Source organism: Paraburkholderia sp. DHOC27 (assembly GCF_003429005.1).
Classification (GTDB): Bacteria; Pseudomonadota; Gammaproteobacteria; order Burkholderiales; family Burkholderiaceae; genus Paraburkholderia.
Window position 1 is genome coordinate 447,308 of the sequence record NZ_QVQV01000001.1, and the last position, 22,786, is coordinate 470,093.

The 22,786-nt window shown below is 59.4% G+C and carries 30 protein-coding genes; 12 read left to right on the forward strand and 18 right to left on the reverse strand.

All coding sequences use genetic code 11. The features are described from left to right. Positions 1-56: 56 nt before the first annotated feature. Entirely contained in the window at positions 57-1,025 is a 969-nt protein-coding gene (egtD, locus tag D0B32_RS01960; RefSeq protein WP_117331994.1) for an L-histidine N(alpha)-methyltransferase, read from the forward strand. A 71-nt stretch (positions 1,026-1,096) separates the two neighbouring features. Here egtD and D0B32_RS01965 read toward each other — a convergent pair whose 3' ends face one another. After that, entirely contained in the window at positions 1,097-1,393 is a 297-nt protein-coding gene (locus D0B32_RS01965) for an acylphosphatase (protein WP_117331995.1), read from the reverse strand. 145 nt (positions 1,394-1,538) lie between these two features. On the opposite strand from D0B32_RS01965, the gene hpnA reads away from it, so the two are divergent. Continuing rightward, on the forward strand, positions 1,539-2,549 hold the full coding sequence (gene hpnA / locus D0B32_RS01970) for a hopanoid-associated sugar epimerase (protein WP_117331996.1): 1,011 nt from the start codon (positions 1,539-1,541) through the stop codon (positions 2,547-2,549). Between the two features lie 138 nt (positions 2,550-2,687). Further along, on the forward strand, positions 2,688-3,269 hold the full coding sequence (locus tag D0B32_RS01975; RefSeq protein ID WP_117331997.1) for a hypothetical protein: 582 nt from the start codon (positions 2,688-2,690) through the stop codon (positions 3,267-3,269). Positions 3,270-3,452: 183 nt separating this feature from the next. Here D0B32_RS01975 and D0B32_RS01980 read toward each other — a convergent pair whose 3' ends face one another. Beyond that, positions 3,453-4,625: a glycosyltransferase gene (locus D0B32_RS01980; RefSeq protein WP_117331998.1), complete on the reverse strand. Its 1,173-nt coding sequence runs from the start codon at positions 4,623-4,625 to the stop codon at positions 3,453-3,455. Next, complete coding sequence (hpnC, locus tag D0B32_RS01985; RefSeq protein WP_117331999.1) at positions 4,625-5,494, reverse strand: squalene synthase HpnC; 870 nt, start codon at positions 5,492-5,494, stop codon at positions 4,625-4,627. Before hpnC ends, D0B32_RS01980 begins: the two co-directional genes overlap by 1 nt. Positions 5,495-5,788: 294 nt before the next feature. Between hpnC and ispH the strand changes: the two genes are divergently transcribed. Both ispH and hpnH read left to right on the forward strand, forming a co-directional pair. Beyond that, entirely contained in the window at positions 5,789-6,733 is a 945-nt protein-coding gene (gene ispH, locus D0B32_RS01990; protein ID WP_117332000.1) for a 4-hydroxy-3-methylbut-2-enyl diphosphate reductase, read from the forward strand. Between the two features lie 10 nt (positions 6,734-6,743). Further along, on the forward strand, positions 6,744-7,895 hold the full coding sequence (hpnH, locus tag D0B32_RS01995) for an adenosyl-hopene transferase HpnH (protein ID WP_117332001.1): 1,152 nt from the start codon (positions 6,744-6,746) through the stop codon (positions 7,893-7,895). Here hpnH and D0B32_RS32175 read toward each other — a convergent pair. Continuing rightward, positions 7,892-8,092, reverse strand: a complete 201-nt coding sequence (locus tag D0B32_RS32175) for a hypothetical protein (RefSeq protein ID WP_147329465.1) — start codon at positions 8,090-8,092, stop codon at positions 7,892-7,894. The genes hpnH and D0B32_RS32175 overlap by 4 nt on opposite strands. Positions 8,093-8,674: 582 nt before the next feature. After that, positions 8,675-9,280: a phospholipid-binding protein MlaC gene (locus tag D0B32_RS02000; RefSeq protein ID WP_117332002.1), complete on the reverse strand. Its 606-nt coding sequence runs from the start codon at positions 9,278-9,280 to the stop codon at positions 8,675-8,677. 176 nt (positions 9,281-9,456) lie between these two features. Between D0B32_RS02000 and D0B32_RS02005 the strand changes: the two genes are divergently transcribed. Then, positions 9,457-12,084, forward strand: coding sequence for an MMPL family transporter (locus tag D0B32_RS02005; protein ID WP_117332003.1), 2,628 nt, complete (start codon positions 9,457-9,459; stop codon positions 12,082-12,084). Further along, positions 12,081-13,109 carry a VacJ family lipoprotein gene (locus D0B32_RS02010; protein ID WP_117332004.1) on the forward strand — a complete coding sequence of 343 codons (1,029 nt, stop codon included), beginning with the start codon at positions 12,081-12,083 and terminating at the stop codon, positions 13,107-13,109. The genes D0B32_RS02005 and D0B32_RS02010 overlap by 4 nt, the downstream gene beginning before the upstream one ends. Positions 13,110-13,249: 140 nt before the next feature. Here the strand turns inward: D0B32_RS02010 and D0B32_RS02015 are convergent, their stop codons facing one another. Further along, complete coding sequence (locus D0B32_RS02015) at positions 13,250-13,726, reverse strand: acyl-CoA thioesterase (RefSeq protein WP_117332005.1); 477 nt, start codon at positions 13,724-13,726, stop codon at positions 13,250-13,252. Between the two features lie 161 nt (positions 13,727-13,887). Here D0B32_RS02015 and D0B32_RS02020 point away from each other — a divergent pair, with 161 nt between their 5' ends. The 4 genes from D0B32_RS02020 to D0B32_RS32435 all read left to right on the forward strand — a co-directional run bounded on the left by D0B32_RS02020 (position 13,888) and on the right by D0B32_RS32435 (position 16,004). After that, positions 13,888-15,165 (forward strand): tyrosine-type recombinase/integrase, encoded by a 1,278-nt coding sequence (locus tag D0B32_RS02020; RefSeq protein ID WP_117332006.1) that lies wholly within the window; start codon positions 13,888-13,890, stop codon positions 15,163-15,165. Between the two features lie 119 nt (positions 15,166-15,284). Further along, positions 15,285-15,542, forward strand: a complete 258-nt coding sequence (locus tag D0B32_RS02025) for a helix-turn-helix domain-containing protein (protein ID WP_220444895.1) — start codon at positions 15,285-15,287, stop codon at positions 15,540-15,542. After that, positions 15,539-15,730, forward strand: coding sequence for a hypothetical protein (locus tag D0B32_RS32180; RefSeq protein WP_147329466.1), 192 nt, complete (start codon positions 15,539-15,541; stop codon positions 15,728-15,730). The genes D0B32_RS02025 and D0B32_RS32180 overlap by 4 nt, the downstream gene beginning before the upstream one ends. 106 nt (positions 15,731-15,836) lie before the next feature. After that, positions 15,837-16,004, forward strand: a complete 168-nt coding sequence (locus D0B32_RS32435) for a hypothetical protein (RefSeq protein ID WP_181969692.1) — start codon at positions 15,837-15,839, stop codon at positions 16,002-16,004. Here D0B32_RS32435 and D0B32_RS02030 read toward each other — a convergent pair. Both D0B32_RS02030 and D0B32_RS02035 read right to left on the reverse strand, forming a co-directional pair. Beyond that, on the reverse strand, positions 15,994-16,200 hold the full coding sequence (locus D0B32_RS02030; protein ID WP_147329467.1) for a hypothetical protein: 207 nt from the start codon (positions 16,198-16,200) through the stop codon (positions 15,994-15,996). The two genes, D0B32_RS32435 and D0B32_RS02030, sit on opposite strands and share 11 nt — an antisense overlap. A gap of 29 nt (positions 16,201-16,229) precedes the next feature. Next, positions 16,230-16,739, reverse strand: coding sequence for a hypothetical protein (locus tag D0B32_RS02035; protein WP_147329468.1), 510 nt, complete (start codon positions 16,737-16,739; stop codon positions 16,230-16,232). Between the two features lie 159 nt (positions 16,740-16,898). On the opposite strand from D0B32_RS02035, the gene D0B32_RS02040 reads away from it, so the two are divergent. Beyond that, on the forward strand, positions 16,899-17,858 hold the full coding sequence (locus D0B32_RS02040) for a hypothetical protein (RefSeq protein WP_117332009.1): 960 nt from the start codon (positions 16,899-16,901) through the stop codon (positions 17,856-17,858). A gap of 1,176 nt (positions 17,859-19,034) precedes the next feature. On the opposite strand, the gene D0B32_RS02050 is transcribed toward D0B32_RS02040, so the two are convergent. The 10 genes from D0B32_RS02050 to D0B32_RS32190 form a co-directional block, all read right to left on the reverse strand. After that, a complete protein-coding gene (locus tag D0B32_RS02050) occupies positions 19,035-19,247 on the reverse strand; it encodes a hypothetical protein (protein ID WP_147329469.1) in 213 nt (70 codons plus the stop codon). Between the two features lie 7 nt (positions 19,248-19,254). Continuing rightward, entirely contained in the window at positions 19,255-19,488 is a 234-nt protein-coding gene (locus D0B32_RS32185) for a hypothetical protein (protein ID WP_147329470.1), read from the reverse strand. A 2-nt stretch (positions 19,489-19,490) separates the two neighbouring features. Continuing rightward, a complete protein-coding gene (locus D0B32_RS02055; protein WP_117332012.1) occupies positions 19,491-19,685 on the reverse strand; it encodes a hypothetical protein in 195 nt (64 codons plus the stop codon). Between the two features lie 13 nt (positions 19,686-19,698). Next, on the reverse strand, positions 19,699-19,995 hold the full coding sequence (locus D0B32_RS02060; RefSeq protein ID WP_117332013.1) for a hypothetical protein: 297 nt from the start codon (positions 19,993-19,995) through the stop codon (positions 19,699-19,701). Positions 19,996-19,997: 2 nt separating this feature from the next. Continuing rightward, positions 19,998-20,345: a hypothetical protein gene (locus D0B32_RS02065; RefSeq protein WP_117332014.1), complete on the reverse strand. Its 348-nt coding sequence runs from the start codon at positions 20,343-20,345 to the stop codon at positions 19,998-20,000. A 201-nt stretch (positions 20,346-20,546) separates the two neighbouring features. Continuing rightward, on the reverse strand, positions 20,547-20,969 hold the full coding sequence (locus tag D0B32_RS02070) for a hypothetical protein (protein WP_117332015.1): 423 nt from the start codon (positions 20,967-20,969) through the stop codon (positions 20,547-20,549). Next, positions 20,966-21,376 carry a DUF2280 domain-containing protein gene (locus D0B32_RS02075; RefSeq protein ID WP_117332016.1) on the reverse strand — a complete coding sequence of 137 codons (411 nt, stop codon included), beginning with the start codon at positions 21,374-21,376 and terminating at the stop codon, positions 20,966-20,968. The genes D0B32_RS02070 and D0B32_RS02075 overlap by 4 nt, the downstream gene beginning before the upstream one ends. A 32-nt stretch (positions 21,377-21,408) precedes the next feature. Continuing rightward, on the reverse strand, positions 21,409-21,630 hold the full coding sequence (locus D0B32_RS02080; protein ID WP_117332017.1) for a hypothetical protein: 222 nt from the start codon (positions 21,628-21,630) through the stop codon (positions 21,409-21,411). Between the two features lie 84 nt (positions 21,631-21,714). After that, a complete protein-coding gene (locus D0B32_RS32440; RefSeq protein WP_181969693.1) occupies positions 21,715-22,473 on the reverse strand; it encodes a hypothetical protein in 759 nt (252 codons plus the stop codon). Positions 22,474-22,538: 65 nt separating this feature from the next. After that, on the reverse strand, positions 22,539-22,781 hold the full coding sequence (locus D0B32_RS32190; RefSeq protein WP_147329471.1) for a hypothetical protein: 243 nt from the start codon (positions 22,779-22,781) through the stop codon (positions 22,539-22,541). Between the last annotated feature and the right edge of the window lie 5 nt (positions 22,782-22,786).

The following is a 22,786-nucleotide window of genomic DNA, read 5'->3' on the forward strand; positions in this document are numbered from 1 at the left end:
CACAACGATCCACACCGGACAACCCACCGTCACGGAACGTGAAAACTGGAGCAAGCATGACTCAGCCAGCCCTATCGCAGGATGTCTCACCGGACTTTGCCGCCGACGTGCGCGCCGGCCTCACCCATACGCCGCAAAAGGAATTGCCGTCGAAGTACTTGTATGACGAAGTGGGTTCGGCGCTCTTCGAAGTGATCACCGTATTGCCTGAGTATGGCGTGACGCGTGCCGAAGAACGTCTGCTGACGAAGCACGCGGCGGACATCGTCGCGCAACTGCCCCATGACGTGACCGTGGCGGAACTGGGCAGCGGCAGTGGCCGCAAGACGCGACGAATTCTTGAAGCGCTGTGTAAAAAGCGGCCTACGTCGTACTGTCCGATTGAAATTTCGCGCAGCGCTTTGCAATTATGTCGGCGCGAACTCGGCGATATCGAGCGGATTTCGATTGTCGGCTATGAGCGCGATTATCTGGCCGGGCTGGCGGAAGTCAGCAAAAAACGCGCGGACGGCGAGCGTCTGCTGGTGCTGTTCCTTGGCAGTACGATTGGCAACTTCGGGCGGCTTGCAGCGACGCGCTTTCTACGTTCGATCCGTAGCATGCTCACGCCTGGCGATGCGCTCCTGCTCGGCACCGACCTGGAAAAACCGATCCCGGTGCTGGTTGCCGCGTACGACGATCCGGTTGGTGTGACTGCGGCTTTCAACCTGAATCTGCTCGCGCGCATCAACCGCGAACTGGGCGGCGACTTCCCTCTTGACGCGTTTCAGCACGTAGCGCGTTTCAACCCCGACGCACGCAGCATCGAAATGCATCTGCGCGCACGGCGTCCTGTCACGGCACATGTACGGGCCGCGCAATTGACGGTGACGCTCGAAGAGGGCGAAACCATCTGGACCGAAAGCAGCCACAAGTACCGCGCCGAAGAAGTGCCCGCCATTGCCGACGACGCGGGCTTTACCTGCAGCTATCAATGGATCGAGCAAGACTGGGGATTCGCCGAGAGTCTGCTGGTTGCAAAGTGATGCGCGTGGTCCGGCGCGACGCGCCGGACTCGCCGCTGGACCTTATCGATCTTCGACTCTCTCTACCGGGCTCAGTGTTGCTCGAAGCGCTCGTACCGTTTGTCGGACGGGCGCTCTTCTCCCGTCACCTCGCTCACGCGCGCCGCTGGCGGCCCGTGACGCAGCCACGAAAGCATCCGGTCAACCTGGTTGGCCGTACCCTGCAGCATCGCCTCCACTGAACCATCGTCCAGATTGGCCACCCATCCTCTGATGCCGAGCGCGTGCGCCTGCCGCACGGTGGCATGGCGGAAACCCACGCCTTGCACTACGCCGCGCACCCGTACGTAGTAGGTTTCGATCCGCGAATCCAGATCCGGGCCTGTCATGCTGTCCTCTCCTCACAATCTTTCAAGCCGGCATTCTAGTCGCCTCGCGGCCAGCCTGCCTGGATGATGTCGAACGTTCACGGCGTCGCATACCCTGCGCGTGCCACGTACAATCCGACGACCGTCACCCAGGGAACTGGAAAGAATGATTGATCCAAACCGCGATCTCGTACTCGTCACCGGAGCTTCCGGCTTTGTCGGCTCGGCTGTGGCGCGCATCGCGCAAGAGAAAGGTTTCAACGTGCGCGTGCTGGTGCGCGCCACCAGTCCACGCCGAAACGTCGAGGCGCTCAACGCGGAAATCGTCGTGGGCGACATGCGCGACGAAGCCTCCATGCGCGCCGCGCTGCGCGGCGTGCGCTATCTGCTGCACGTCGCCGCGGACTACCGGCTGTGGGCGCCGGACCCGAGCGAAATCGAACGCTCGAATCTGGAAGGCACCGAGGCCACCATGAGGGCCGCGCTGAAGGAAGGCGTCGAGCGCGTGGTGTACACCAGCAGCGTGGCGACCTTGAAGGTGACGAGTTCGGGGCAATCGGCAGATGAGACCTCGCCGCTGAAGGCCGAGCAGGCCATCGGCGTCTACAAGCGCAGCAAGGTGCTTGCCGAGCGCGCGGTGGAACGCATGATCGCCGAGAACGGTCTGCCCGCTGTCATCGTCAATCCTTCAACGCCGATTGGCCCGCGTGACGTCAAGCCCACGCCAACTGGCCGCATCATCGTGGAAGCGGCGCTCGGCAAGATTCCGGCGTTCGTGGATACGGGGCTGAATCTCGTACACGTGGACGACGTCGCAGCGGGACATTTTCTCGCGCTCGAACGCGGCAAGATTGGCGAGCGCTACATTCTTGGCGGCGAGAACCTGCCCTTGCAGACGATGCTCGCCGATATCGCCGCTCTCACCGGACGCAAGGCGCCGACCATCAGCCTGCCGCGTTTGCCGCTCTATCCGCTGGCGATGGGCGCGGAAGCGGTTGCCAAGATCACGAAGCGCGAACCCTTCCTCACGGTCGACGCCTTGAAGATGTCGAAGAACAAGATGTACTTCACGTCGGCCAAGGCCGAGCGCGAGCTGGGCTATCAGGCGCGGCCCTACCGCGAAGGCTTGGCCGATGCGCTGGAATGGTTCCGGCAAGCGGGGTATCTGAAGGGTTGAACTGGCTGAATGAGCCGGAGATGTGAACGGCCGGATTTGATGTGTTATCGCGCACTTTGTTACAACGTCGTACGCGAGTGAAGGGTCACGCGACGCCCGTAGCAGGTAAAATCTCAGGTCTTACCAGAGAATCCTCGCATGAACCTTCACGAACAGCTCGGCGCGCTCGAAGTGGGCGTCGATCAGCTCATTCAGGCTGTCGTGGCCCCGCAGGCCAGCAACATCCCCGAGACATCCGCACAAGCGGCACCTTCGCAAGCGTCGGCGCTGAATCACGCCGCGCCTGCGCGCGCGCAAGACACGGCGGGCGAGACCGCGGCTGCGCACGACAAGGCGCAGTCCGAAGCGCCTCAAGTGCCGGACACGGTGCAAGCTCAGGCCGTCACGCCTGAAGAAAAGCCTACCTTGTCGATTGGCCGCCCGAGCCAGAACGAAATCACCATGACGATCGCCGGCAAGACGGTGTCGCTGCATCCCGAGCAGATCGGTCAGTTGATCGAGGAGCTCTCCAATGCGCGCGCCTCGATGGCACCGGAACCGCCGATGGGCGTGCCGCGTGGCTGGCGTTTCGTGTCGACCAAGAATCCTGTGATGGCCGTGCAGAAGCAGTCCAATGGCGATCGCACGCTGGTCCTGCGCCACACCGGCCACGGCTGGGTGCCATTCACGTTCACGCCGGATATCGTGATTCAGATGTATGCGATGCTGACGCAGCGCTGATTGAAAGACGTAGGCGGGAGATCAAAACAAAAGCGGCGCTCGATGCGCCGCTTTTGCGTTTTCGGGCTCACTTTTAGATCCGCTTTTGGGCCCGCTTTGGGCCCGCTTAGGGCTCATTTCGACCCTGCCGGCAGGCTGTATGCAAACGGCCCTCGCAGACCGTCCCTCGCGTTTAGCGACAGCTCACCGCTCCTGCACCGGCGCCTGCACCCGCGCCTTCCACTGACCACCCTTGCCGCGCCAGTAGCGCACCGCTGACGCAAACGTCGCGCCGACATAGAACAGCGCCACCAACGGCAGGAACGGCGCCCACAACGGCGAGCGGCCGTAGTAGCGCAACATGGGCGCATAGGCGCAGCACATCAGCGCCCACGCGAGCCACGCCGGCCAGCACAACGGCCCCAACAGCAGCGCGGCAACGGGCGGAATCAGATAGATGATGGTCATGCCCGCCAGCGTGCCCGCCAGCATCCACGTCGAGTAGTGCAACTGCGTGAAGGCGGTGCGCGCAATCATGTTCCAGATGTCGCGCCAGCTATCGTACGGACGCAGCGACACGCTGCGTGCCGCAACGTCGAGCCGGATCGGATGCCGGCCCGTGCCGCGGTGCTTGATGCGCGCGGCCAGGCTGCAATCGTCGATCAGTTCTGCGCGAATCGATTCGATGCCGCCGGCTTCCTCCAGCGCGGTACGGCGCACCAGCATGCAGCCGCCAGCCGCGGCGGCCGTCTTGTTGCGCGGGTTGTTGACCCATGCAAACGGATAAAGCTTGGCGAAGAAAAACACGAAAGCCGGAATCAGCGCTTTTTCCCAGAACGAGTCGCAACGCAGACGCACCATCAGCGAGACCAGGTCGCGTTGCTCGGCGTCCGCGCGCATGACGAGTTGCGTGACGGCGTCAGCGGGATGGCCGATGTCGGCGTCTGTCAGCAACAGGAAGTCGGCCGGCAGACCGAGCGTGCGCACCGCCTCGATGCCTTGCGACTGCGCCCAGACCTTGCCCGACCAGCCCGGCGGCAGCGGCTTCGCGCTCAATACCGTGAGACGCTCCGGGCATTTCAGTTCCAGCGCGGCCGCGCGGGCGGCGTCGGCGGTGCCGTCGGTGCTGTGATCGTCCACCACGATCACGTGAAACGGGCCGGGGTAGGCCTGGCTTAGCAGCGTACCGACCGCCTGCGCAATCACGTCCGCTTCGTTACGGGCGGGCACCACCGCGGCGACGGCGGGCCAGCTTTCACGCGGCGCGTCGACCAGCGGCGCTGCGGGACGCGACCGCCAGAAACCCCCGCGAAACAGCAGCAAGACACCCCAGATCAACAGGGAAAGACACGACAGAACGAATAGAACCACCTGCATCACGCATTGCCCTCAATCGAAGTGGCGCGTAACCCTACGCGCCGGGACAGCCACATGGCGAGCGCACGCGCGCCGACGACACACCAGTCCATCGCATCGAGCGTCGGACGGCTGCGAAATACGTCATAACCGGCGTGCTCGATACGCTCGAGCACCCGCAGTCCACCGTGGACGATGCCGCACAGCACGATCCCCGCACGTCCGGGCACCCGCAGCGCAAGCGGCGCGCCGTTCAGCAGCAACGCGCGGCAACGGGCGACTTCGTCGGCCATCATGGCGCGCCAGGCGTTGTCCACCGTACCGTTGCCGATCTGCGCTTCCGTCACGTGAAAACGGGCGAGACTCGTCAACGGCAGATAGACACGGCCGCGCTTCCAGTCAGCCGCGATGTCCTGCCAGAAATTGGTGAGATGCAAGGCGGTGCAGATTGCATCAGAATCGACGACATTCGCAGGCGTCGCTGCCTTGAACAGATGCAACAGGAGCTGCCCGACCGGATGTGCGGCCCGGCGGCAATAATCGAGCAAGGCGCTGCGGTCGGCGTAGCGCGTGGTGTCGACGTCCTGGTCTAGCGCCGCGACGAGATCGTAGAACGGTGCGAGCGGCAGTTTATACTGTGCAGCCACGCCCGCGAGCTTGCCGAACAGCAGGGGATCTACCGGGGCCAGTTGTCCGTTTGCCACGGCGTCGAGTCCGGCGCGGAAGTCCGCGAGCCGCGCATGCCGCTCAGCGGCGCTGCGCTCGCTGTCCTCGGCGATCTCGGCGGCAGTGCGCGACACCTGATAGACCACGCGAATCGGCGCACGCAATGCTTTTGGCAAGAACACGCTGGCAATAGGCAAGTCTTCGTAATAATGATGCGCTTCCATGCTGCGAGCCTCGAATGCATTCAGTAATACGGATGTAAGCAAAAACCGCAAGGCCATACAGTTTAAGGGTTCCGTCGTACTACTGCAGCGCGCAAATATTGCCGCATTGCCCGCTAGTCCACGTCTGACGGCTGCGCCAGAGCAAAGCGGGCCCGATAGCGTTAGAATGCGCGTTTGGTTTTGGTATACCGGCTTTATGTCGGATTAAAGACATCAATTAATATCATGGTCGCGGCGATAAAGTCGTTTTTACCGACTTCCTCGAAACCAGCGTCAGTCGGAGTTCGGCAGCCTATGCGAGTCATCCTTGCTCAACCCCGTGGTTTTTGTGCGGGGGTGGTCCGGGCGATCGAAATCGTCGATCGCGCGTTGCAGCAACACGGCGCACCAGTGTATGTGCGTCACGAAATCGTCCACAATCGGCACGTGGTCGACAATCTGCGTCAGAAGGGGGCGCGTTTTGTCGAAGAGCTCGACGAGGTGCCGGAAGGTGCCGTGGCGATTTTCAGCGCGCACGGTGTCGCCCAGACCGTCGAACGCGACGCTGAGCAGCGCGGCCTCGACGTGCTCGACGCGACTTGCCCGCTCGTCACCAAGGTGCACGTGCAGGGGCGCCAGTACGTCGCCGCTGGCCGCACACTCATTCTGATCGGCCACGCGGGCCATCCGGAAGTGGAAGGGACGATCGGCCAGATTCCCGGCAAGGTCCTGCTGGTGCAAAGCGAAGCGGAAGTTGCGCATCTGGACCTGCCGGCCGATGCACCGCTCGCGTACGTCACGCAGACCACGCTGTCGGTGGACGACACGCGCGGCATCATCGACGCGTTGCTGCGCCGCTTTACCAACATCGTCGGTCCGGACACGCGCGACATCTGCTACGCCACGCAAAACCGTCAGGCGGCGGTGCGGGAGTTGAGCACCCAGGTGAACGTCTTGCTGGTGGTGGGTGCAACGAACAGTTCCAACTCGAACCGGCTGCGTGAGATTGGCAGCGAAACCGGCGTACCGAGCTATCTGGTCGCCGACGGTTCGGAAGTGAAGCCGGAGTGGTTTGCGAATGCGCAGACCGTCGGCATCACGGCAGGCGCTTCGGCGCCGGAAGAAATGGTAGAAAACGTCATCGATGCGCTACGCGCATTGGGGCCCGTCGAAGTCACGACAATGGCGGGCCGTGAAGAAAAAGTCGAATTCAAGTTGCCGTCGAAACTGACGCAACCACTCGCGGCACGCGAAGTTTAAGGAGGACACCTTGTCTATTCCGTTGCTCCAGAAAGTCCGGGTTGGCGCATACATCATGCGTCAGCACCTTGCGCGCAATAAGCGCTACCCGCTCGCGCTCATGCTCGAGCCGCTATTTCGCTGCAATCTTGCCTGCAATGGCTGCGGCAAGATCGACTATCCGGATCCCATCCTGAACCAGCGTTTGTCGCTCGAGGAGTGCCTTGGCGCCGTCGACGAATGCGGAGCACCGGTCGTTTCGATTGCAGGCGGCGAGCCGCTCTTGCACAAGGAAATGCCGCAGATCGTGAAGGGCATCATCGCACGCAAGAAATTCGTGTATTTGTGCACGAATGCGTTGCTGATGGAAAAGAAGATGGACGACTACCAGCCGAATCCGTACTTCGTCTGGTCGGTTCACCTGGACGGCGACCAGCAGGCGCACGATCACTCGGTGTCGCAAGAGGGTGTGTACGTGAAGGCCGTGGCCGCGATCAAGGAAGCGAAGCGCCGTGGTTTCCGCGTCAATATCAATTGCACGCTGTTCAACGACGCCGTGCCGGAGCGGGTTGCCAAGTTCTTCGACACGGTCAAGGAAATGGGCGTGGACGGCATCACCGTTTCGCCGGGTTACGCGTATGAACGCGCGCCGGATCAGCAGCACTTCCTGAACCGCGACAAGACCAAGCATCTGTTCCGCGAGATCTTCAAGCGCGGCAACAACGGCAAGAACTGGTCGTTCAGCCAGTCGGCGATGTTCCTCGACTTCCTGGCCGGCAACCAGACGTACCAATGCACGCCGTGGGGCAATCCGGCGCGTACGGTGTTTGGTTGGCAGAAGCCGTGCTACCTGGTCGGCGAAGGCTACGTGAAGACCTTCAAGGAATTGATGGAGACCACGGACTGGGACAAGTACGGTACGGGCAACTACGAGAAGTGCGCAGACTGCATGGTGCATTGCGGGTTCGAGGCCACGGCTGTGATGGATACGGTTTCGCATCCGTTGAAGGCGTTGAAGGTTTCGCTGCGCGGGCCGAAGACGGTTGGTGATTTTGTGGAAGATATCCCGCTGGATAAGCAGCGCCCGGCTGAATATGTGTTCTCGCGGCACGTCGAAATCAAGCTGGAAGAGATTGGCCGTGCCGGTAAGGGGAAGAAAGTGCAGACGGCTGCAGCGCACTAGGTTTTTTGTTTTTCTGGTTGTGCTTCTTTAGTTTGTACTGGAAGGCGTGTCGGTTTTTTAATCGATGCGCCTTTTTCTTTTTCATTCTTGCTTTTTCTTCTTTTGCCTTTTCTGCTGTTTGGTCGCCTTTTGGCGTTGGCCTTTCCTTGCTTTCTTAGTGGTCTATTTGCGTTGCCCCTGTGCGGGGCGGCAGTCACTTTTCTTTGCCGGCCGCAAAGAAAAGTAACCAAAAGAAAGCGGGCTCACACCGCTAGCCCTTAGATAGCCACCTCTGTATTCGAAACTTAGTGGTCCGAAAACAAGACCCGCCCTCGCATTTCCCCCCTTCGGGACAAAGCACTCATCCACCCCACTCCACACTTCGTGCGTCGCGGTTCGGTTTGCACGGGAAACCCACGTCAGTCTCGATCGCAAGCGGAACGCTATGCGCGTTCGCCCATGAAGTGGGAAGCGAACGAGAACAAGCGAATACGAGGCTAAAAAACGAGGTGGGAAACGAGCGAAGGGAGGTTATGCCGTTCGGCGGGGCGCGCAGCGCGACGCTGGAGCGGATGACTGCCTGGTCACGAACGGGAGCGGTGCGATAGATCTTCTCGTCTCGGACCCATGCCGCGAGCGCGGCGAGGGAGACACCTACGGGCTGGCGGTGTGAGCCGCTTTCTTTTGCCTACTTTTCTTTGCGGCAGGCAAAGAAAAGTAGGTGCCGCCCCGCACAGGGGCAACGCAAATAAACCACTAAGAAAGCAAGGAAAGGCCAAAAAATACAGACAAACAAAAAATCAACCTGCACTCCGAGCATTATGCTCGGTCAAATACTTGATCAACCCATCAACCCCGCCTTTAGAAAGCTGATCGGCAAACTGCGTTTGATACACCTGTATTAACCAGGCCCCCATCATATCGATGTCATACACCTTCCATCCAGAATCCGTCTTCTCCATCCGGTATCCAACGGAATCATCCCCGCCATTACTCAACACGTGCGACTGCACCACCGCATCCTTGCCGCCCGCCACCACATTCGCCGGCGCGAACTTGAACGTGACTTCCTGATCACGCAACTGCGACAGCGACGCCGCATACGTCCGCACTAACAAAGTCTGAAACTGCTCGTACAACTGCTTCTGCTGCTCCGGCGTCGCCGTGGTCCACGCCTTGCCCACGGCAATACGCGTCGTCCGCTGGAAATCCGTCGCAGGCACGAAATGTGTTACCACCACCTGGGTGATTTTGCTCATGTCGCCGCTGCGCGCCTGTGGGTCAGCCTTCATCGCGGCGACCGTCCCCTCGACAGCGCTCTTTACCACCGCATCCGGCGTGGCTTGCGCGAAGGCCGCAGTGGAAACCACTGCTGTTGCCAGAAAAGCAGACAGATAACGTTTCATAAGCTCATCAGGACAAAAAATATGACACCGGACGACCCTGCGGGCCGCGCAAAAACCCAGTATACCGATTTTGGTCGTCTGTCCGCGCCCCATAACCTGAGCCAAGCCGTCCTACGTCGGTATACTTATGCCCTCAAGTCAATAACGTCATTCGTGACAGGGCTATATCCGCCTACATGCTGAAGTCATCTATCGTCCGCCTCGTCGCCTGGTCCATCAGCCGTCCGGCGCGGGTCATCCTTCTCTCGCTCATCCTCGCGGTTCTGAGCGGCTTCTACGTCGTCCACCACTTCAAGATCAACACGGACATCAGCCGTCTCGTCGAAAACGACAAACGCTGGTCCTCGCTCGGCGACGCCATCGACGCTGCCTTCCCGCAACGCGGCTCAACAGTGCTCGTGGTTGTTGAAGCACGCGCGCCCGAATTCGCCGATGCCGCTGCCGACACACTCACCGCCGCGCTCAAGAGCCAGCCCAAGGAATTCACCAGCGTCTCCGAACCCGCCGGCGGCACATTCTTCGATCATAACGGTCTCTTGTTTCCTTCGCTTCAAGACGTCCAATCCACCACCGGCCAGCTCGTCCAGTCGCGCCCGCTCGTCAACGCGCTCGCCAAGGATCCGAGCCTGACCGGCCTCGCCGGCGTGCTCACCACCAGCCTCTTGCTGCCGCTGCAACTCGGTCAGGTCAAGCTGAGCGACATGAGCCACCTGCTCTCGCAGAGCGCGGACGTGCTCGACCGCGTGCTCGCCGGGGAACCGGCAGCATTCTCGTGGCGCGCGCTGGTCGACAAGGACGTCGCCACCAATCCGGCCCGCGCCTTCGTCACCGTGCAGCCCGTCGTGGACTATGGCGCGCTGGAACCCGGCGCGCGCGCATCCGCGGCGATTCGCGCCACTGCGGCTTCGCTGCATCTGGACAAGCAATACGGCGCCACGATCCGTCTGACTGGCGAGCAGCCGCTTGCCGACGAAGAATTCGCCTCGGTGCAGGACGGCGCCGCGCTCAACGGCGCCATCACCTTCGTGGTCGTGCTGGTGATCCTGTGGCTCGCCTTGCGCTCGGGGCGCATGATCATCGCCGTGCTGATCACGCTATTCGTCGGACTAGCCATCACCGCCGCGCTCGGCCTGATGATGGTCGGCGCGCTCAACATGATTTCGGTCGCCTTCATGGTGCTGTTTGTCGGGCTTGGGATCGACTTCGGGGTCCAGTTCGGCGTGAAGTATCGCGAGGAACGCAACCGCGATGACCGTCTCGCGGCAGCGCTCGTCAATACGGCGCACACTATCGGCGTGCCGCTGACACTCGCCGCCGTTGCGGTCGCGGAAAGCTTCTTCTCGTTCCTGCCGACCGCCTATCGCGGCGTGGCGGAATTGGGGCAGATCGCGGGTGTCGGGATGTTCGTCGCGTACTTCACCAACATGACGCTGTTCCCCGCACTGCTGAAGGTCCTGAACCCACCGGGCGAAGCCGTCGCGCCTGGCTTCAAGCAGTTGGCCCCCGTCGATGACTACCTCGACCGGCATCGCAAGCCGGTCCTGATCGGCACGCTCGTCGTGGTGATCGGTGCGCTGCCGTTGCTCACGCATCTGCGCTTCGACTTCAATCCGCTGCATCTGAAGGACCCGCATACGGAGTCGATGGCCACGCTGCTTTCGCTGAAGGATTCGCCCGAGGCGGCGGTCAACAACGTGCAGGTGCTCGCGCCATCCGTCGCGGCGGCGGACCAGATCGAAGCACGTCTGAAGAAACTGCCCGAAGTGGGCCGCGTGACCACGCTGAGCACGTTCATTCCCACGGATCAGGCGCAGAAGCTGGTGCTCATCAACAGCGCCGCGCAGCAACTGCTCCCCGCTCTGACCCAGCCGCCCGCGCCGCCCTCGAGCGACGCATTGCGCGTGGCCGCCCTGAAGCGCGCGGCCAACCAGTTGACGCTCGCCGCCGAAGACCACCCCGGCCCCGGCGCCGCCGAGGCACAGCATCTGGCCGGCACGTTGCAAAAGCTTGCGGCTGCGTCTCCCGCGGTGCGCGATCGCGCCGAGACCGCCATGTCGAGCACGCTGAAGATCGCGTTGTCTCAACTGGCCATGCTGCTGCAGCCGAGCGAGATCACGCGCGCCAGCCTGCCGCCGGAAATCACCCGTGATTGGGTCTCGCCCAGCGGGCAAGCTCTGGTCAACATCGGACCGAAGGTGCCGCCCGGCGTCGACCCCGGTGACGACGCCATGTTGAAACGCTTCGCGCATGCCGTGAAAACCGCGGAGCCCGGCGCAATTGGCGGCACGATTTCGATCCTGCATTCGGCCGACGTGATCATCAAGGCGTTCCTGGAAGCGGCCTGCTGGGCGCTCGTGACGATCACCATCCTGCTGTGGATCGCGCTGCGCCGCATCGGCGACGTGTTGCGCACGCTGATTCCGCTGCTCGTGTCGGCGCTGGTGACGCTCGAATTGTGTGTCGTGTTCGGTATGCCACTTAACTTCGCCAACATCATCGCGTTGCCGCTTATGCTTGGCGTAGGCGTGGCATTCAAGATTTACTTCGTCATGGCATGGCGCAATGGCCAGACCGGTCTGTTGCAGTCGAGCCTGACGCATGCCGTAATGTTCAGCGCGGCCACCACCGCGACCGCGTTCGGCAGTTTGTGGTTGTCGCATCATCCGGGCACGTCGAGCATGGGGCGACTGCTTGCGTTATCACTGTTGTGCACACTGATCGGTGCCGTGGTGTTTCAGCCTGTCTTGATGGGCAAACCCCGCGCGCGTCGCGCTTCGAAAGAAAAACAAGGAATCAGGAAATGAAGATGCGAACCACCGCGGCGGCGCTGCTCATAGCAGGCCTCGCGTCCGGGTGTGCGACGGGTCCCGACCGAAAGCCGGGCGACCCGCTTGAGCCGATGAACCGGCAGATTTTCAAATTCAACGACGTGCTCGACCGCACGGTCGCGCAGCCGGTCGCGAAGGGGTATCAAAAGGTCACGCCGCAACCTATCCGCCAGGCCATCAGCAACTTCTTTTCGAACCTCGGCGATCTGGGCAACGCAGCCAACAACCTGCTGCAGCTGAACTTCACGGATTTCACCGAAGACATCATGCGCTTCGCGTTCAATTCGACCTTCGGTATAGGCGGCCTGCTTGACTGGGCGACGCCGGCGGGTCTGCCGAAGCATCATCAGGACTTCGGATTGACGCTCGGCCATTGGGGCGTGCCGTCCGGTCCTTACCTCGTGCTGCCGCTGTTCGGTCCGAGTTCGTTCCGCGACAGTCTCGGCTACGCGGTGGATTTCCGCTTCAACATCATGACGTACCTGGAACCGGGGGTCCGCAATCCGATGTGGGTCGCGCAGTTCATCAGCGCGCGCTCGGATCTGCTGGGTGCGTCCTCGTTGCTCGAAGCGGCCGCGCTGGATAAATACTCGTTCGTGCGCGACGCCTTCACCCAGCAGCGCGCCTCGCTGCTAAGGGGCACCAAGTCGCAGACCGCGCCGCTGCCGAATTACGGCGATCCTGACGCGCCGGGCGCTGCGCCGGCCAATGGCGCATCGGGTCCGGCTGGCAGTGCGCCGTCTGATTTGCCCAACTACGAGGACCCGGGTGCAACGGCTGCACCTGGCGCTCCGGGCGTACCAGCGAGCGGCGCTTCGAGCGGCGAAGCGGGTGCGTTGCCGAACTACGAAGATCCGGGTGAGACATCTGCGCCGGCCACCGCTGCTTCGGGCGCCGCGACCACGGCTGCTGCGGCTGCGGCTGCCCCTGCGCCAGCTTCAGGACCGGCGGCGGGAGCGGTCCCGGCTGGCGTCGGACCCGCTGCACCCGCGAGCAAGTAAGACCCATTCTGTCCGCAGCAAACAAAACAGCCCGACCGGCGCATGCCGGTCGGGCTGTTTCATTCTGGGCTCGCCCACAAAAAGGCTAGCGCTCAAACGTCACGCCGCTGAAGCGACACGCGGAGGACGCTTCGCTAACCTCAGTGGATCACGTCCGCTTCGATCTGGTCCACGGCATCGTCGACGGCTGCCGCAACCGGCTGCTTCACCGGTGCCGCAGCGGAGCGATAACGCGCGAAGGCTTCGTCTGCGTAGCGAATCTGCGTGCGGCCATGCGGTGCCGGCTCGCCTTTCTCGTCGAGGTTGACGAACACCATCTTCTCGACCGTCAGGATGCTTTTACGCGTGATCTTGTTGCGCACTTCACAGCGCAGCGTAATCGAGGTGCGGCCAAAATGCGTCGCGGTCATGCCGAGTTCGATGATGTCGCCCTGGCGCGCCGAGCTGACGAAGTTGATCTCCGACATGAACTTGGTGACCACGCGCTGGTTGTCCAGCTGGCAGATGGCGTAAATGGCGGCTTCTTCGTCGATCCAGCGCAAAAGGCTGCCGCCGAACAGCGTGCCATTGGGATTCAGGTCTTCGGGCTTGACCCACTTTCTGGTGTGGAAATTCATGGTCTGTGCATCCTTGTATAAAGCGGTGTAACCTGACTGCTTCAAACCCTTATCCAGCAAGGCTTTCCGGCTTTCGTCTATGTACATCGGGGCAAATCTGAGCAAATCAAGGAAAGACTTTTGTTGGGGTAGGTGTTGGGGTAGAGAACGGAGTCTCCGCTATGGTCAAGCTGTACGAAAAGACGTTGCAAGCCCTCAAACCTGAGAACGTAGGCGATACCCTCCGCGATGATCTCGGCGGCTTGTGGGGCAAGGTCAACATGACTGCCAGGGGTATCACTGTCGCTTTCTCCTACCGTTACCGCTGCGGCTCCAAGACGCGTGATTTCGGTTGTGGCACGTGGCCGGATACTTCACTGGCCGATGTTCGCGCCGCCCGCAACACTGCCGCCGATCTTGTCCGTAAGGGACGTGATCCGATAGACGAGAGAGCGGCCAAAAGGGCGGCGGACAAAGCCGAACTTGCCAAGGCCAAACCGATCACGATCAAGGAACTGTTCAAGCAGTGGAAGGACTCCGAACTTGCCACCCGCAAGGATGGCGGCGCAGAACCCGAACGGGCTTTCAAGAAAGACGTTTTCCCACTGCTCGGCAACAAACCTGCCGCAAGCGTTACTAAGGGTTTATACCTAGTACAGCTAGATAGTATCAAAAGCCGCGCACCTTCGCTGGCAAACAAAATCCTCAGCTACCTGTACGGCATGTACGCCTGGGGCGTGAATCGCGAGTTAGTGCCCACTAACCCGCTGGAAGGTTTGACGCGGGGGGACGTGGGCGGCGCTGACAATGAACGGGAGCGGGTACTGGTGGCGGGAGAACTTCAGACGCTCCACACGCTGCTAGATGCCGCCGCCCTGCCGGATGCCGTGCGGCATGCGCTCATGGTGATCATCGGTACGGGGGCACGGTCGAACGAGGTCATACGGGCGAAGAAAGCCCACGTGGTAGATCGCCTGTGGACTATCCCGCCTGAGAATTCAAAGAACGGGAAGGCGCACACGATCTGGCTATCTGATTGGGCGAAGTTCCATATGGATGCGCTGATGGCGCTGTCGGGGGGTAGCGCCTGGCTGATGCCGGATAGCTCGGACCCAATGACGCACGCGCACGGCAAAGTGCTGGTGAATGCCACGTCAGACAGGCAACTCAGCTTCTACTCACGCAAGATAGAAGGCCGATCCTTGAACTACGGCCACACGCTGGAAATTGGATCGGAGAAGTGGACTCCGCACGATCTGCGCCGCTCTGCGGCCACGCTTATGGGCGAGCTAGGCATTGTGGGCGATGTGATCGACAGGGCACTGAACCACGTCGAGCGCAACAAGGTACGGCGCATCTACCAGCGGCAGGTATTGCAGTCTCAGCAGTTTGAGGCGTGGCGCGTGTTGGGGGACAAGCTCATGGAACTCATGCCCCTGCCGTTGCCAGTCGCATCGTAAATTTTCACGTTTCGTACGCTGTGTGCATCAACGTGCTCTAATTAGCTTTGATGTACACAGGTTTACCCATTTCGCGCGTAAGACCACGGACGGCAGCGCTTTCCTGATTGGAGGAAGGCATGACCGTATCCATGAAGTCTCCCGCCGTCGCACCCGCCACCAAACGCGGGCCAGCGAAACAGCGTCCCCCTGTCGATATCAACGTTGCTTCCCGCCTGAGTCTGTTAGACGTGGCGGCGCTGCTGCGTGTGAGTCGAAAGACGATCTATAACCACGTCGAACAGGGATTGATTCCGCCGCCTGACGGCCACGTGAAGAACCGGCCTTACTGGTACTCCGCCACGATCCGCCCGCTGGTCACAGGGGGTGCGGCATGACTCCCGAACAGCAGAATCTGAGGGGCTTCTACGTGGAGCTAGGCATGATCGCGTTCGAACGCCTGATGCCAGCACAGCAACAATCGCTGCTCGCTGACTACATGCAAGCGTCCAGTATGTTGGCGTTGCCGGTCGAGGTTGTGAATGAATGGCTGGATGCTGCGAAAAAGGCTATCAGCGAAAGTTGAGCGGCGCACGCGCGATTAACACAAGCGGGGTTGCGGCTGCATCGCTCCAGGGCGTGGCCGCTCATCGTGCTAGGTTGCGTGTGTGTCTCCACTTACTGAGCGAAGCATGATCAACACACCATCGGCATGGCAAGTTTTGAGCGACTACGAACGGTTTACATGGGAGCGGCGTAACGTGGCGTTTGTCGAGAATCGCCCGGACTGGCAAACGTGGGATGCCGTGTGGCAACGCGCGTATGCAGCATTGGAGCGCTATAGCGCTGCTAACGCCTGAGTAGCTTCTGGCACTGCTCAAGGTGTTCCAGTGCGGCCACGGCTTCATCACTCATGCGAAGCGCCTGGATGGCTCGGTGCGCCGCTTTGAGCGCATCTTGCGCGTGTGTGAGCGCTGCATTGATCACGGTTAGCTCGGGATCGCGGGCGGGATCGGGAATGGTCGGGCGATGGTCGTATGGAGGGGGCTTGGCCATGATCAATGAACCGGTGACGAAGGAGGCAGTCAGATTTTCGGTTTAGTTACGTGGCAATCGGCATCGTAAGACCCGGACGTCATGTACGGTTTCTGCGTGATCTTCTGGGTAGATTTATCGCGGTCAACTCGCGTAAATCCTACCAACATCTCATCGGTCAAATGCAGCGTCAACCGGTCGATAACCACTGTTTGCAAGAATTCTGCGCTGTTGCGGTACTTCTTGAAGAACGATCCTGTGTCCCGGTCGAAGTCTGTTGCGTGCATCCAGTCCTGCATGTAGTACGGGCGAAGGGCACCACAGTCGTTCGAATAGGTGTACTGCGTGCTGGTCTCCCTGCAACGCGGTAGCTGCGTGTTGGCAAAGCTGCTGCCGTCGCTAATGATCATTACAGAACTGGTAGTGATTATGTATGTTCCAACAGCGCCTGTAACCGGCTTGCCCAACGCCACGTCAGCGGGAGCATCTATCCCCTTGCTACCTACCGCGCCTGTACATTGCAGAATCGTTTCGGTGCTTCCCGCCGTTTCCTCGGCCATCGCCACTTGCATTACCAGACACATCAAGCTCACGCCCGCCAACGCTCTCATTCTCATTATTTACCCCAGTTTCGGATTTCGTAGTTTTGCGTCAGATCATAGCAGCAGAGCAGCGCATATAATCCGGCGAGCAAAACCTACAACTGGTCGGGGCATTCGATGAAAAGCGATGTTCAAAAATTTAGCTTGGTGCTGCTTGCTGTGCTAGCGGCGGTGATTTTTCTGCACGCTGCAATGCCATGGATCGACGCACACCAAGTTCTCATAGGTAGCATCGTTGCGGGTAGCGTCGCTATTACTGTCGGCCTGCTCACGTATAACGGTGTCAAGCTTTCCCAGATGGAAGCCGCTAACCGCTTGCGGGATGAACTAGAACACTCCCGTAAAGAGTCAGAAAAGGATCGGGAACACGCGGCCCGCGAAGCGCACCTGGAACGACTCCGCACCATGCGCCGGGAGGTCTATATGGAAGCGGCGGCGGAATTGGTCAACATGCAAAGTCATATCAACCGGCTCCCGGGTTTAAAACCAGGAGTGGGGGACGCCATAGAAGGTGTGAAGCCCTTTCAAATTGCCGTGTCGCGTGTCGCCATCGTGGCTGAGGCGCAAACCGTCACCATGGCGAGACAGCTCTCGTACGACTTCTCGACCGTCATCGTAGACGCTTTACAGTTTTTGACGCCTGCATTGATCCGCAAAAGCGCAGCCACTGTTAGGGAACAACACGTGGCGAGAGCAAACGCAGAGATGGACCGTATCATGGGTCTAATGCGTAATCACACAGAAAACAACATTCAGGACCCGGCTCGTTATCACGGTTTGGAGCTAAGTTACAACTCGCAAGTTACCCTCAGAGATACGGCACAGAGAGAATTGGAGGCGGCGTACGCGGACGTGGGGGAGTCGCACAGGCAATACGTGACGTTCCTGAACGAACGCATGAAGCCGTTGGCGGTGCAGATAGACAAGCTGCTAGCGGCCATCCGCGCAGAGCTAGGTCTGGTCACGAATCAAGATGCATTGCAGGCCCAAACTGATCAACTGTTGATCGAAGCCCAAAAGCTAATCGAAAAGGTACAGCCTGCCCTCAACGCGAACCCGGCAAAAAAAGACCAATAGGCGCAGATGATCCCCGTGAGGCTAACGGCAGCTAAGCGGCAGAAATGTCACAGTCGGCTAAAGACGCATCCTCCGTTTCAACTGCCGACGCTCGCTATGAGTGCTGTTGATCCGCGTACTTCCGTAAGTCTTGGCCCTGCTCCACAACGAATAGAACTGCTCCACGCTGATGGCCTTAGTCTGTCTTGCTGACGGCTTAGCGGCAATCTTGGACGGTGCACCGAACTCCAACGTCTCCATGCGCTTTTTCCACGCGTTGCAGTGATCGCGCACTAGGCACCTCCAGCACATCGCATGAATGACGCTACCTGCGGAGACACTGACCCAGCACGTGGTACGGGTCCACGTAACTCTAGCTGCGTGTGGGCAATCAATCGACCATCGGCGCGCGGCTGTTTGTTGAGAGCCATTGCGGAGGCGTACGGGCTAGGTGCGATCTGGCCGATATAGGGCGCGATCTTCTCTTTCTTCGCGGCGGGCGTGGGGTGAGTATCAACTGCTGCGCTTGGGCATTGCGGCGGCTTGCGCTTCCGGCATGACAGACAGATTTTGTCCCGTATCGTGCCACCGCTGCGTGTGGGGATCGGGCCGAACCTCTCAAGTGCAAGACGCTGGCCGCATTCCGAACAGCACGCGTGAGTTCCATGCTGTGCGAAACACGATGAAACCAGAGTCTTTGACACTCCGAACCGCTTGGCGAGTTGGCGAGACGGCACACCATCACCATACAGATGGGCTATGGTCTGCTTCTGCTCGTCACTTAGCTTGGGTGCGGCCCCACACTTACGTTTCTTCGATGCGGCCTGCACATCGGCCACCGCTTCCACATCTCGTGGCGGCGCTGGGGCTTTAGGCGCTGGTGGATAGGTCGGCATAGCCATAACCGCCTCATGTACGGCCAACGCAGAGACACGAACAGCGGGAGCGGGGGCTTGTTTCATTTGCAAGCCTTTAGAACATCGGGCATGTCTGCCGCGATCTGATGTACTGACTCACCCGCCGCGATGCGTCTACGCATCTCATGGGTGCGCTCGTCACTCGCTGTACAGTGCCGGATTAGATAGGCCGATGGCGGCGGTGCCGGGGTTGGAGACTCAAACGTATAGCGCTCATCCAATCCCAAACATTCAACCTTCCATTGCAGGTAGGCATTCCAGTCGTCTTGATCATGCATGGTCACACCATCATTGTCTGGTTGAGTCGGGCTTCGTCTATCGCGCGGATAACGGCATTGCGAAGCGCTCCAACACCATTGACGCGGAAATAGACCTGGCCCATGTCGCCTACATATTCGGCATCCACACGCAATCGACCGGAGATGAACGTGTGCCGCCCTTCCTCACGCGCGATGTGTTCGAGCCTTAGAACTACCTCGTCAGAACTCAACACGATCACCTCACTTGCGGCCCATCGTGGGCTTCGCCGGGTTATGTGGCAACGGCTTTGCAGGAACGTTGCGGATACAACCATTGCTGCCGGGAATCGCAGAGTTATTCCTAAGCTGGCTTTGCGCCAGTTCCCTGGTGCCGACAGGCAACACGTAATGATCACGCGTACTAGACCCCGATACCGGGACGTGCGTATCTTTACGCGTATCGCTGCCACCGTTCGTAAGATTGCTGTTGCCCATGATTACGCCTTGTCCCGAATGACACCGTTAGACGTGGGCACCTTGGGTGTGTGCTTGATCACAGGATCATTCATGCTGTTGCCGGTGCCGGGGATGATCGAGCGTTTGAACGCATCCATAGGCGAGGTCTTGAAACGGCCAGCGCTATCGCTACCTGCATTGCCACTGTCACGGCTTGAATTGCTGTTGGTGCTCATGGTGTTACTCCGTTCAGATGGTGAATGAAATGCTGCTGCCGCTTCGCTGCACCACGTAGGGTGCGCCGCCACTAAAGGCGAGATTGAGCGGCATCACATACGGCTGGCCGATATTGAAATAAAGCTGCCCGTACTCATTGGGTCGGCTGACATTGCGGCTATCAATGGATGCCAAAACCACGCCCGCCGCGCTATACACTGTGCATACGCACTGTCCGGGGCAGGAAAGAGCGGTAATGGTGCCGCTGGTATCGTTGCCTAGCGTCTGCGTCCACGGCAAGCCTACGGGACTGGTTGTGTAGGTAGCCATGACTAGCTCCGCTCAAGCATGCGGACCAGCGTCGCCTCAGTAACAGGCGTACCGTTAACGAAGAAATGGAAGGTGCCCTGGTTGTTGCCCACGCGGTAGGGCTGGCCGTTCAGATCGTCTACCACCCACCCGCCCGCAAGGGCGATACCCTTCCCCGTACCTCCGGGAATGTGCTGGGCAGTCACGGTCATGGCGTGGCCGATGTGCGTTACTGCATTACCTGCCAGCGCTGCCGCCTTGATGCTGCCCACGGTCACAGGCTCGGATGCAATTGATTGCACTGGCTGTTCGTCAAATTCCTCTGACGTATCGGGGGCGGCGTCCGGGGTTTGCTTCTTGGTCACTGCCATGATGTAAGACTCCGTTATCAAATCGTAACATTATCAAAAGGTGATCAAAGCTCGTTTAAAACCATTATGTAAAGCTACCCTTACGGCCATTTTTGGCTAACTCATTGATTCCATGCAGGTTAGATATCCGTAAACATGCAGTAAGGCCAAAATTCGTTATTTAAGGCTGTTTCAGGCCGAACCTTACAAAATTGCCTTTCACTACCCCTCTGAGTCAGTGCAATCAATTGCATCGGCAGGCGGCGTGGGGTGCGGTTCGACAGGTGTTGTGACTTCACCTTGTAGGGTATCTTTCGGCGCTGCAAGCTTCGCTTTCTGCGCATCCTCGTATTGCTGGCGTGCAATCGCCCTGTGTTCGGCTTCGTGTCTCCAGTCGGGTAGACCGCCCCGCACTACGAGATACCTGATGCCATCATCGTCATTCTCATCACGCGGCTTCGCCTGGAACTTTCTCAACCGGGACGCCGTAGCCTTTGCAGTGGGTGCCGCTGCCTGTTGGAATAGTCGGGCCTTGTCCTCATCCGTATAGCCGTCCCAATCCGGGGGAAGTCCACCTTCAATCACCAGCGTGGTGTCCCTTGGGTCCGGTCCCTTGACCGTGGATCGAATCTGGAACTTGCTCACTCCGCATCCCCCTTACCTGCACCCGGCATCGTGTCAGGCATTTCCTGATACTTGTCCATCGTCTTGCGGGCTTCAGTGATCACCACCACTGCACCTTTGATATCGCCTCTCATCATTGCTTCATCGTGCATCTCATCCAACCGGCGCATCCGCACCACGTCATGGGCTAGATCGGTGTTCTCCAGTTCATCATTTGTCCTGGCCCGCGTATCGAAAAATAGTTTTCGCAGTGGAGCCGACAGACGCGCGCCCGTAATGCGGGTGGGGTTGTACTTCAACAAGGATGGCACTGTGATATCCACATCAAAGGATTGCTTCACCATACGCTGTACTTCCACCACGCCATGCCCGGTGGCAAGTGCCCGCACTACGAACCGCTTCATCTTCTGTGTAAGTACGCCCGCCATGATTAACACCCTGAGTTATAGCCTTACCTAGCTCAATCTATCCTGAAAATCTCTGTTCTTGCCGCCTCAATTACTTCACGTATGCCACTTATATGGCTCTTTAACGCACGTTTCAGAGTCTCTTTATCGTGCGCCGCGAACAGGGAAAAAGCATCTTCCATATCTGCTGTCCGCTTCTTTATCTTCCCTAATACCTCCAGTACATCACCATTTGTCAGGCGTGGTGCGTTGGTATCTGTCTTGACTGTATCCATGATCCGGTTCTCCACTCTTACTGTCTATCTTCTCTTTACGCTTACTCACACCCGCAAAACCCGCCGCCGCGAAAATACTTGCATTTAGGCCACGAATCCGAATTGATTGGCCCCTGCACCCTGAGAGACACTACCCGCCATTGATCCCAGGTTATTACTGACTGACGGGATAACCCCGCCCGCCGCCTGTGGCAATGCATTACCAAAGGTCGCTGATGGACCGCTCCATGTGGGAATCTGGGGCGTGGGCAATCCGCCCGCCATTTTTGCCATCAAGGAGTTATAGACTTGCGCCAATTGATTTATCTGGATCAATGGCTGAAGAAAATCGAATTGGAGTTCGTACTGAACCTGTTTGCTTTCTCCGCTAGATACGTCTGTCACTTTTAGCAAAAGGCAGTTCGTGTAAATCTGCATTGGGGTAACGACTGTATAAGTCCCGCCCGCCGAATTGTGCTGGGCGAGGGTTTGTTTCAGTACGGTTAGCGTCGCCAGTTTTGATGTATATCCCGCTTCCTGTTGGACGGGGCACATCATCAGCATACTGACGTTAAGAGGTTGGGCAATAACTGCGTTCGCTGCTACCGCCTGGTTTGCGAATGGGAACATGCCAATTTCTTGCGCTACCAGCGTACTTCCGCCAACGGGTTTCCAGTGCGCAAAGAACTGATCGAGGTTCGGTACAGATGGCCCTTGCAAAAGTCCCTGCGTGAAACTGGCCGCCTCTGTCAGTGCGACTATCGGGAGCATCTGGCCTGGAATCAGATTTGCGATGCCGTTTACTAGGATCACTGGCGAGATTTCGTAACTCAGTTTGAAGGCTTCGTATCCGCCGCTGCTCACGTCGATCTCCTTTTGAGGACTACCGAACATTATCTATGCAATCAATTTCGCAAGCGTTTGTCAAACTAGTGCGGCGCTGGGGTCTTGCCCGCCGCCAGTGCATCCCTGACGCGGCGTGTGTTCTCAATCATCCCTTGAATCAAGGGTTTTTCTTCATCTGTGCAGTTTTCTAGACCGAACGCCAACAAATCCAACGTCTCCGCAATCGCCTTATCGCGTAGTGCTAGGGCTTCTGGATCGCGCGGATTTTCACGCAGTCGCCGGCCCAATCGGCCACGAACACCAACAGGGTATTGATAACGTCGCACATATC

Excerpts from the sequence above, each read along its gene's own strand:
- egtD (WP_117331994.1), top strand. The coding sequence starts at position 57 with ATGACTCAGCCAGCCCTATCGCAGGATGTCTCACCGGACTTTGCCGCC.
- D0B32_RS01965 (WP_117331995.1), bottom strand. The coding sequence starts at position 1,393 with ATGACAGGCCCGGATCTGGATTCGCGGATCGAAACCTACTACGTACGG.
- hpnA (WP_117331996.1), top strand. The coding sequence starts at position 1,539 with ATGATTGATCCAAACCGCGATCTCGTACTCGTCACCGGAGCTTCCGGC.
- D0B32_RS01975 (WP_117331997.1), top strand. The coding sequence starts at position 2,688 with ATGAACCTTCACGAACAGCTCGGCGCGCTCGAAGTGGGCGTCGATCAG.
- D0B32_RS01980 (WP_117331998.1), bottom strand. The coding sequence starts at position 4,625 with ATGCAGGTGGTTCTATTCGTTCTGTCGTGTCTTTCCCTGTTGATCTGG.
- hpnC (WP_117331999.1), bottom strand. The coding sequence starts at position 5,494 with ATGGAAGCGCATCATTATTACGAAGACTTGCCTATTGCCAGCGTGTTC.
- ispH (WP_117332000.1), top strand. The coding sequence starts at position 5,789 with ATGCGAGTCATCCTTGCTCAACCCCGTGGTTTTTGTGCGGGGGTGGTC.
- D0B32_RS02000 (WP_117332002.1), bottom strand. The coding sequence starts at position 9,280 with ATGAAACGTTATCTGTCTGCTTTTCTGGCAACAGCAGTGGTTTCCACT.
- D0B32_RS02005 (WP_117332003.1), top strand. The coding sequence starts at position 9,457 with ATGCTGAAGTCATCTATCGTCCGCCTCGTCGCCTGGTCCATCAGCCGT.
- D0B32_RS02010 (WP_117332004.1), top strand. The coding sequence starts at position 12,081 with ATGAAGATGCGAACCACCGCGGCGGCGCTGCTCATAGCAGGCCTCGCG.
- D0B32_RS02015 (WP_117332005.1), bottom strand. The coding sequence starts at position 13,726 with ATGAATTTCCACACCAGAAAGTGGGTCAAGCCCGAAGACCTGAATCCC.
- D0B32_RS02020 (WP_117332006.1), top strand. The coding sequence starts at position 13,888 with ATGGTCAAGCTGTACGAAAAGACGTTGCAAGCCCTCAAACCTGAGAAC.
- D0B32_RS02025 (WP_220444895.1), top strand. The coding sequence starts at position 15,285 with ATGACCGTATCCATGAAGTCTCCCGCCGTCGCACCCGCCACCAAACGC.
- D0B32_RS32180 (WP_147329466.1), top strand. The coding sequence starts at position 15,539 with ATGACTCCCGAACAGCAGAATCTGAGGGGCTTCTACGTGGAGCTAGGC.
- D0B32_RS32435 (WP_181969692.1), top strand. The coding sequence starts at position 15,837 with ATGATCAACACACCATCGGCATGGCAAGTTTTGAGCGACTACGAACGG.
- D0B32_RS02030 (WP_147329467.1), bottom strand. The coding sequence starts at position 16,200 with ATGGCCAAGCCCCCTCCATACGACCATCGCCCGACCATTCCCGATCCC.
- D0B32_RS02035 (WP_147329468.1), bottom strand. The coding sequence starts at position 16,739 with ATGGCCGAGGAAACGGCGGGAAGCACCGAAACGATTCTGCAATGTACA.
- D0B32_RS02040 (WP_117332009.1), top strand. The coding sequence starts at position 16,899 with ATGAAAAGCGATGTTCAAAAATTTAGCTTGGTGCTGCTTGCTGTGCTA.
- D0B32_RS32185 (WP_147329470.1), bottom strand. The coding sequence starts at position 19,488 with ATGGGCAACAGCAATCTTACGAACGGTGGCAGCGATACGCGTAAAGAT.
- D0B32_RS02055 (WP_117332012.1), bottom strand. The coding sequence starts at position 19,685 with ATGAGCACCAACAGCAATTCAAGCCGTGACAGTGGCAATGCAGGTAGC.
- D0B32_RS02060 (WP_117332013.1), bottom strand. The coding sequence starts at position 19,995 with ATGGCTACCTACACAACCAGTCCCGTAGGCTTGCCGTGGACGCAGACG.
- D0B32_RS02065 (WP_117332014.1), bottom strand. The coding sequence starts at position 20,345 with ATGGCAGTGACCAAGAAGCAAACCCCGGACGCCGCCCCCGATACGTCA.
- D0B32_RS02075 (WP_117332016.1), bottom strand. The coding sequence starts at position 21,376 with ATGGCGGGCGTACTTACACAGAAGATGAAGCGGTTCGTAGTGCGGGCA.
- D0B32_RS02080 (WP_117332017.1), bottom strand. The coding sequence starts at position 21,630 with ATGGATACAGTCAAGACAGATACCAACGCACCACGCCTGACAAATGGT.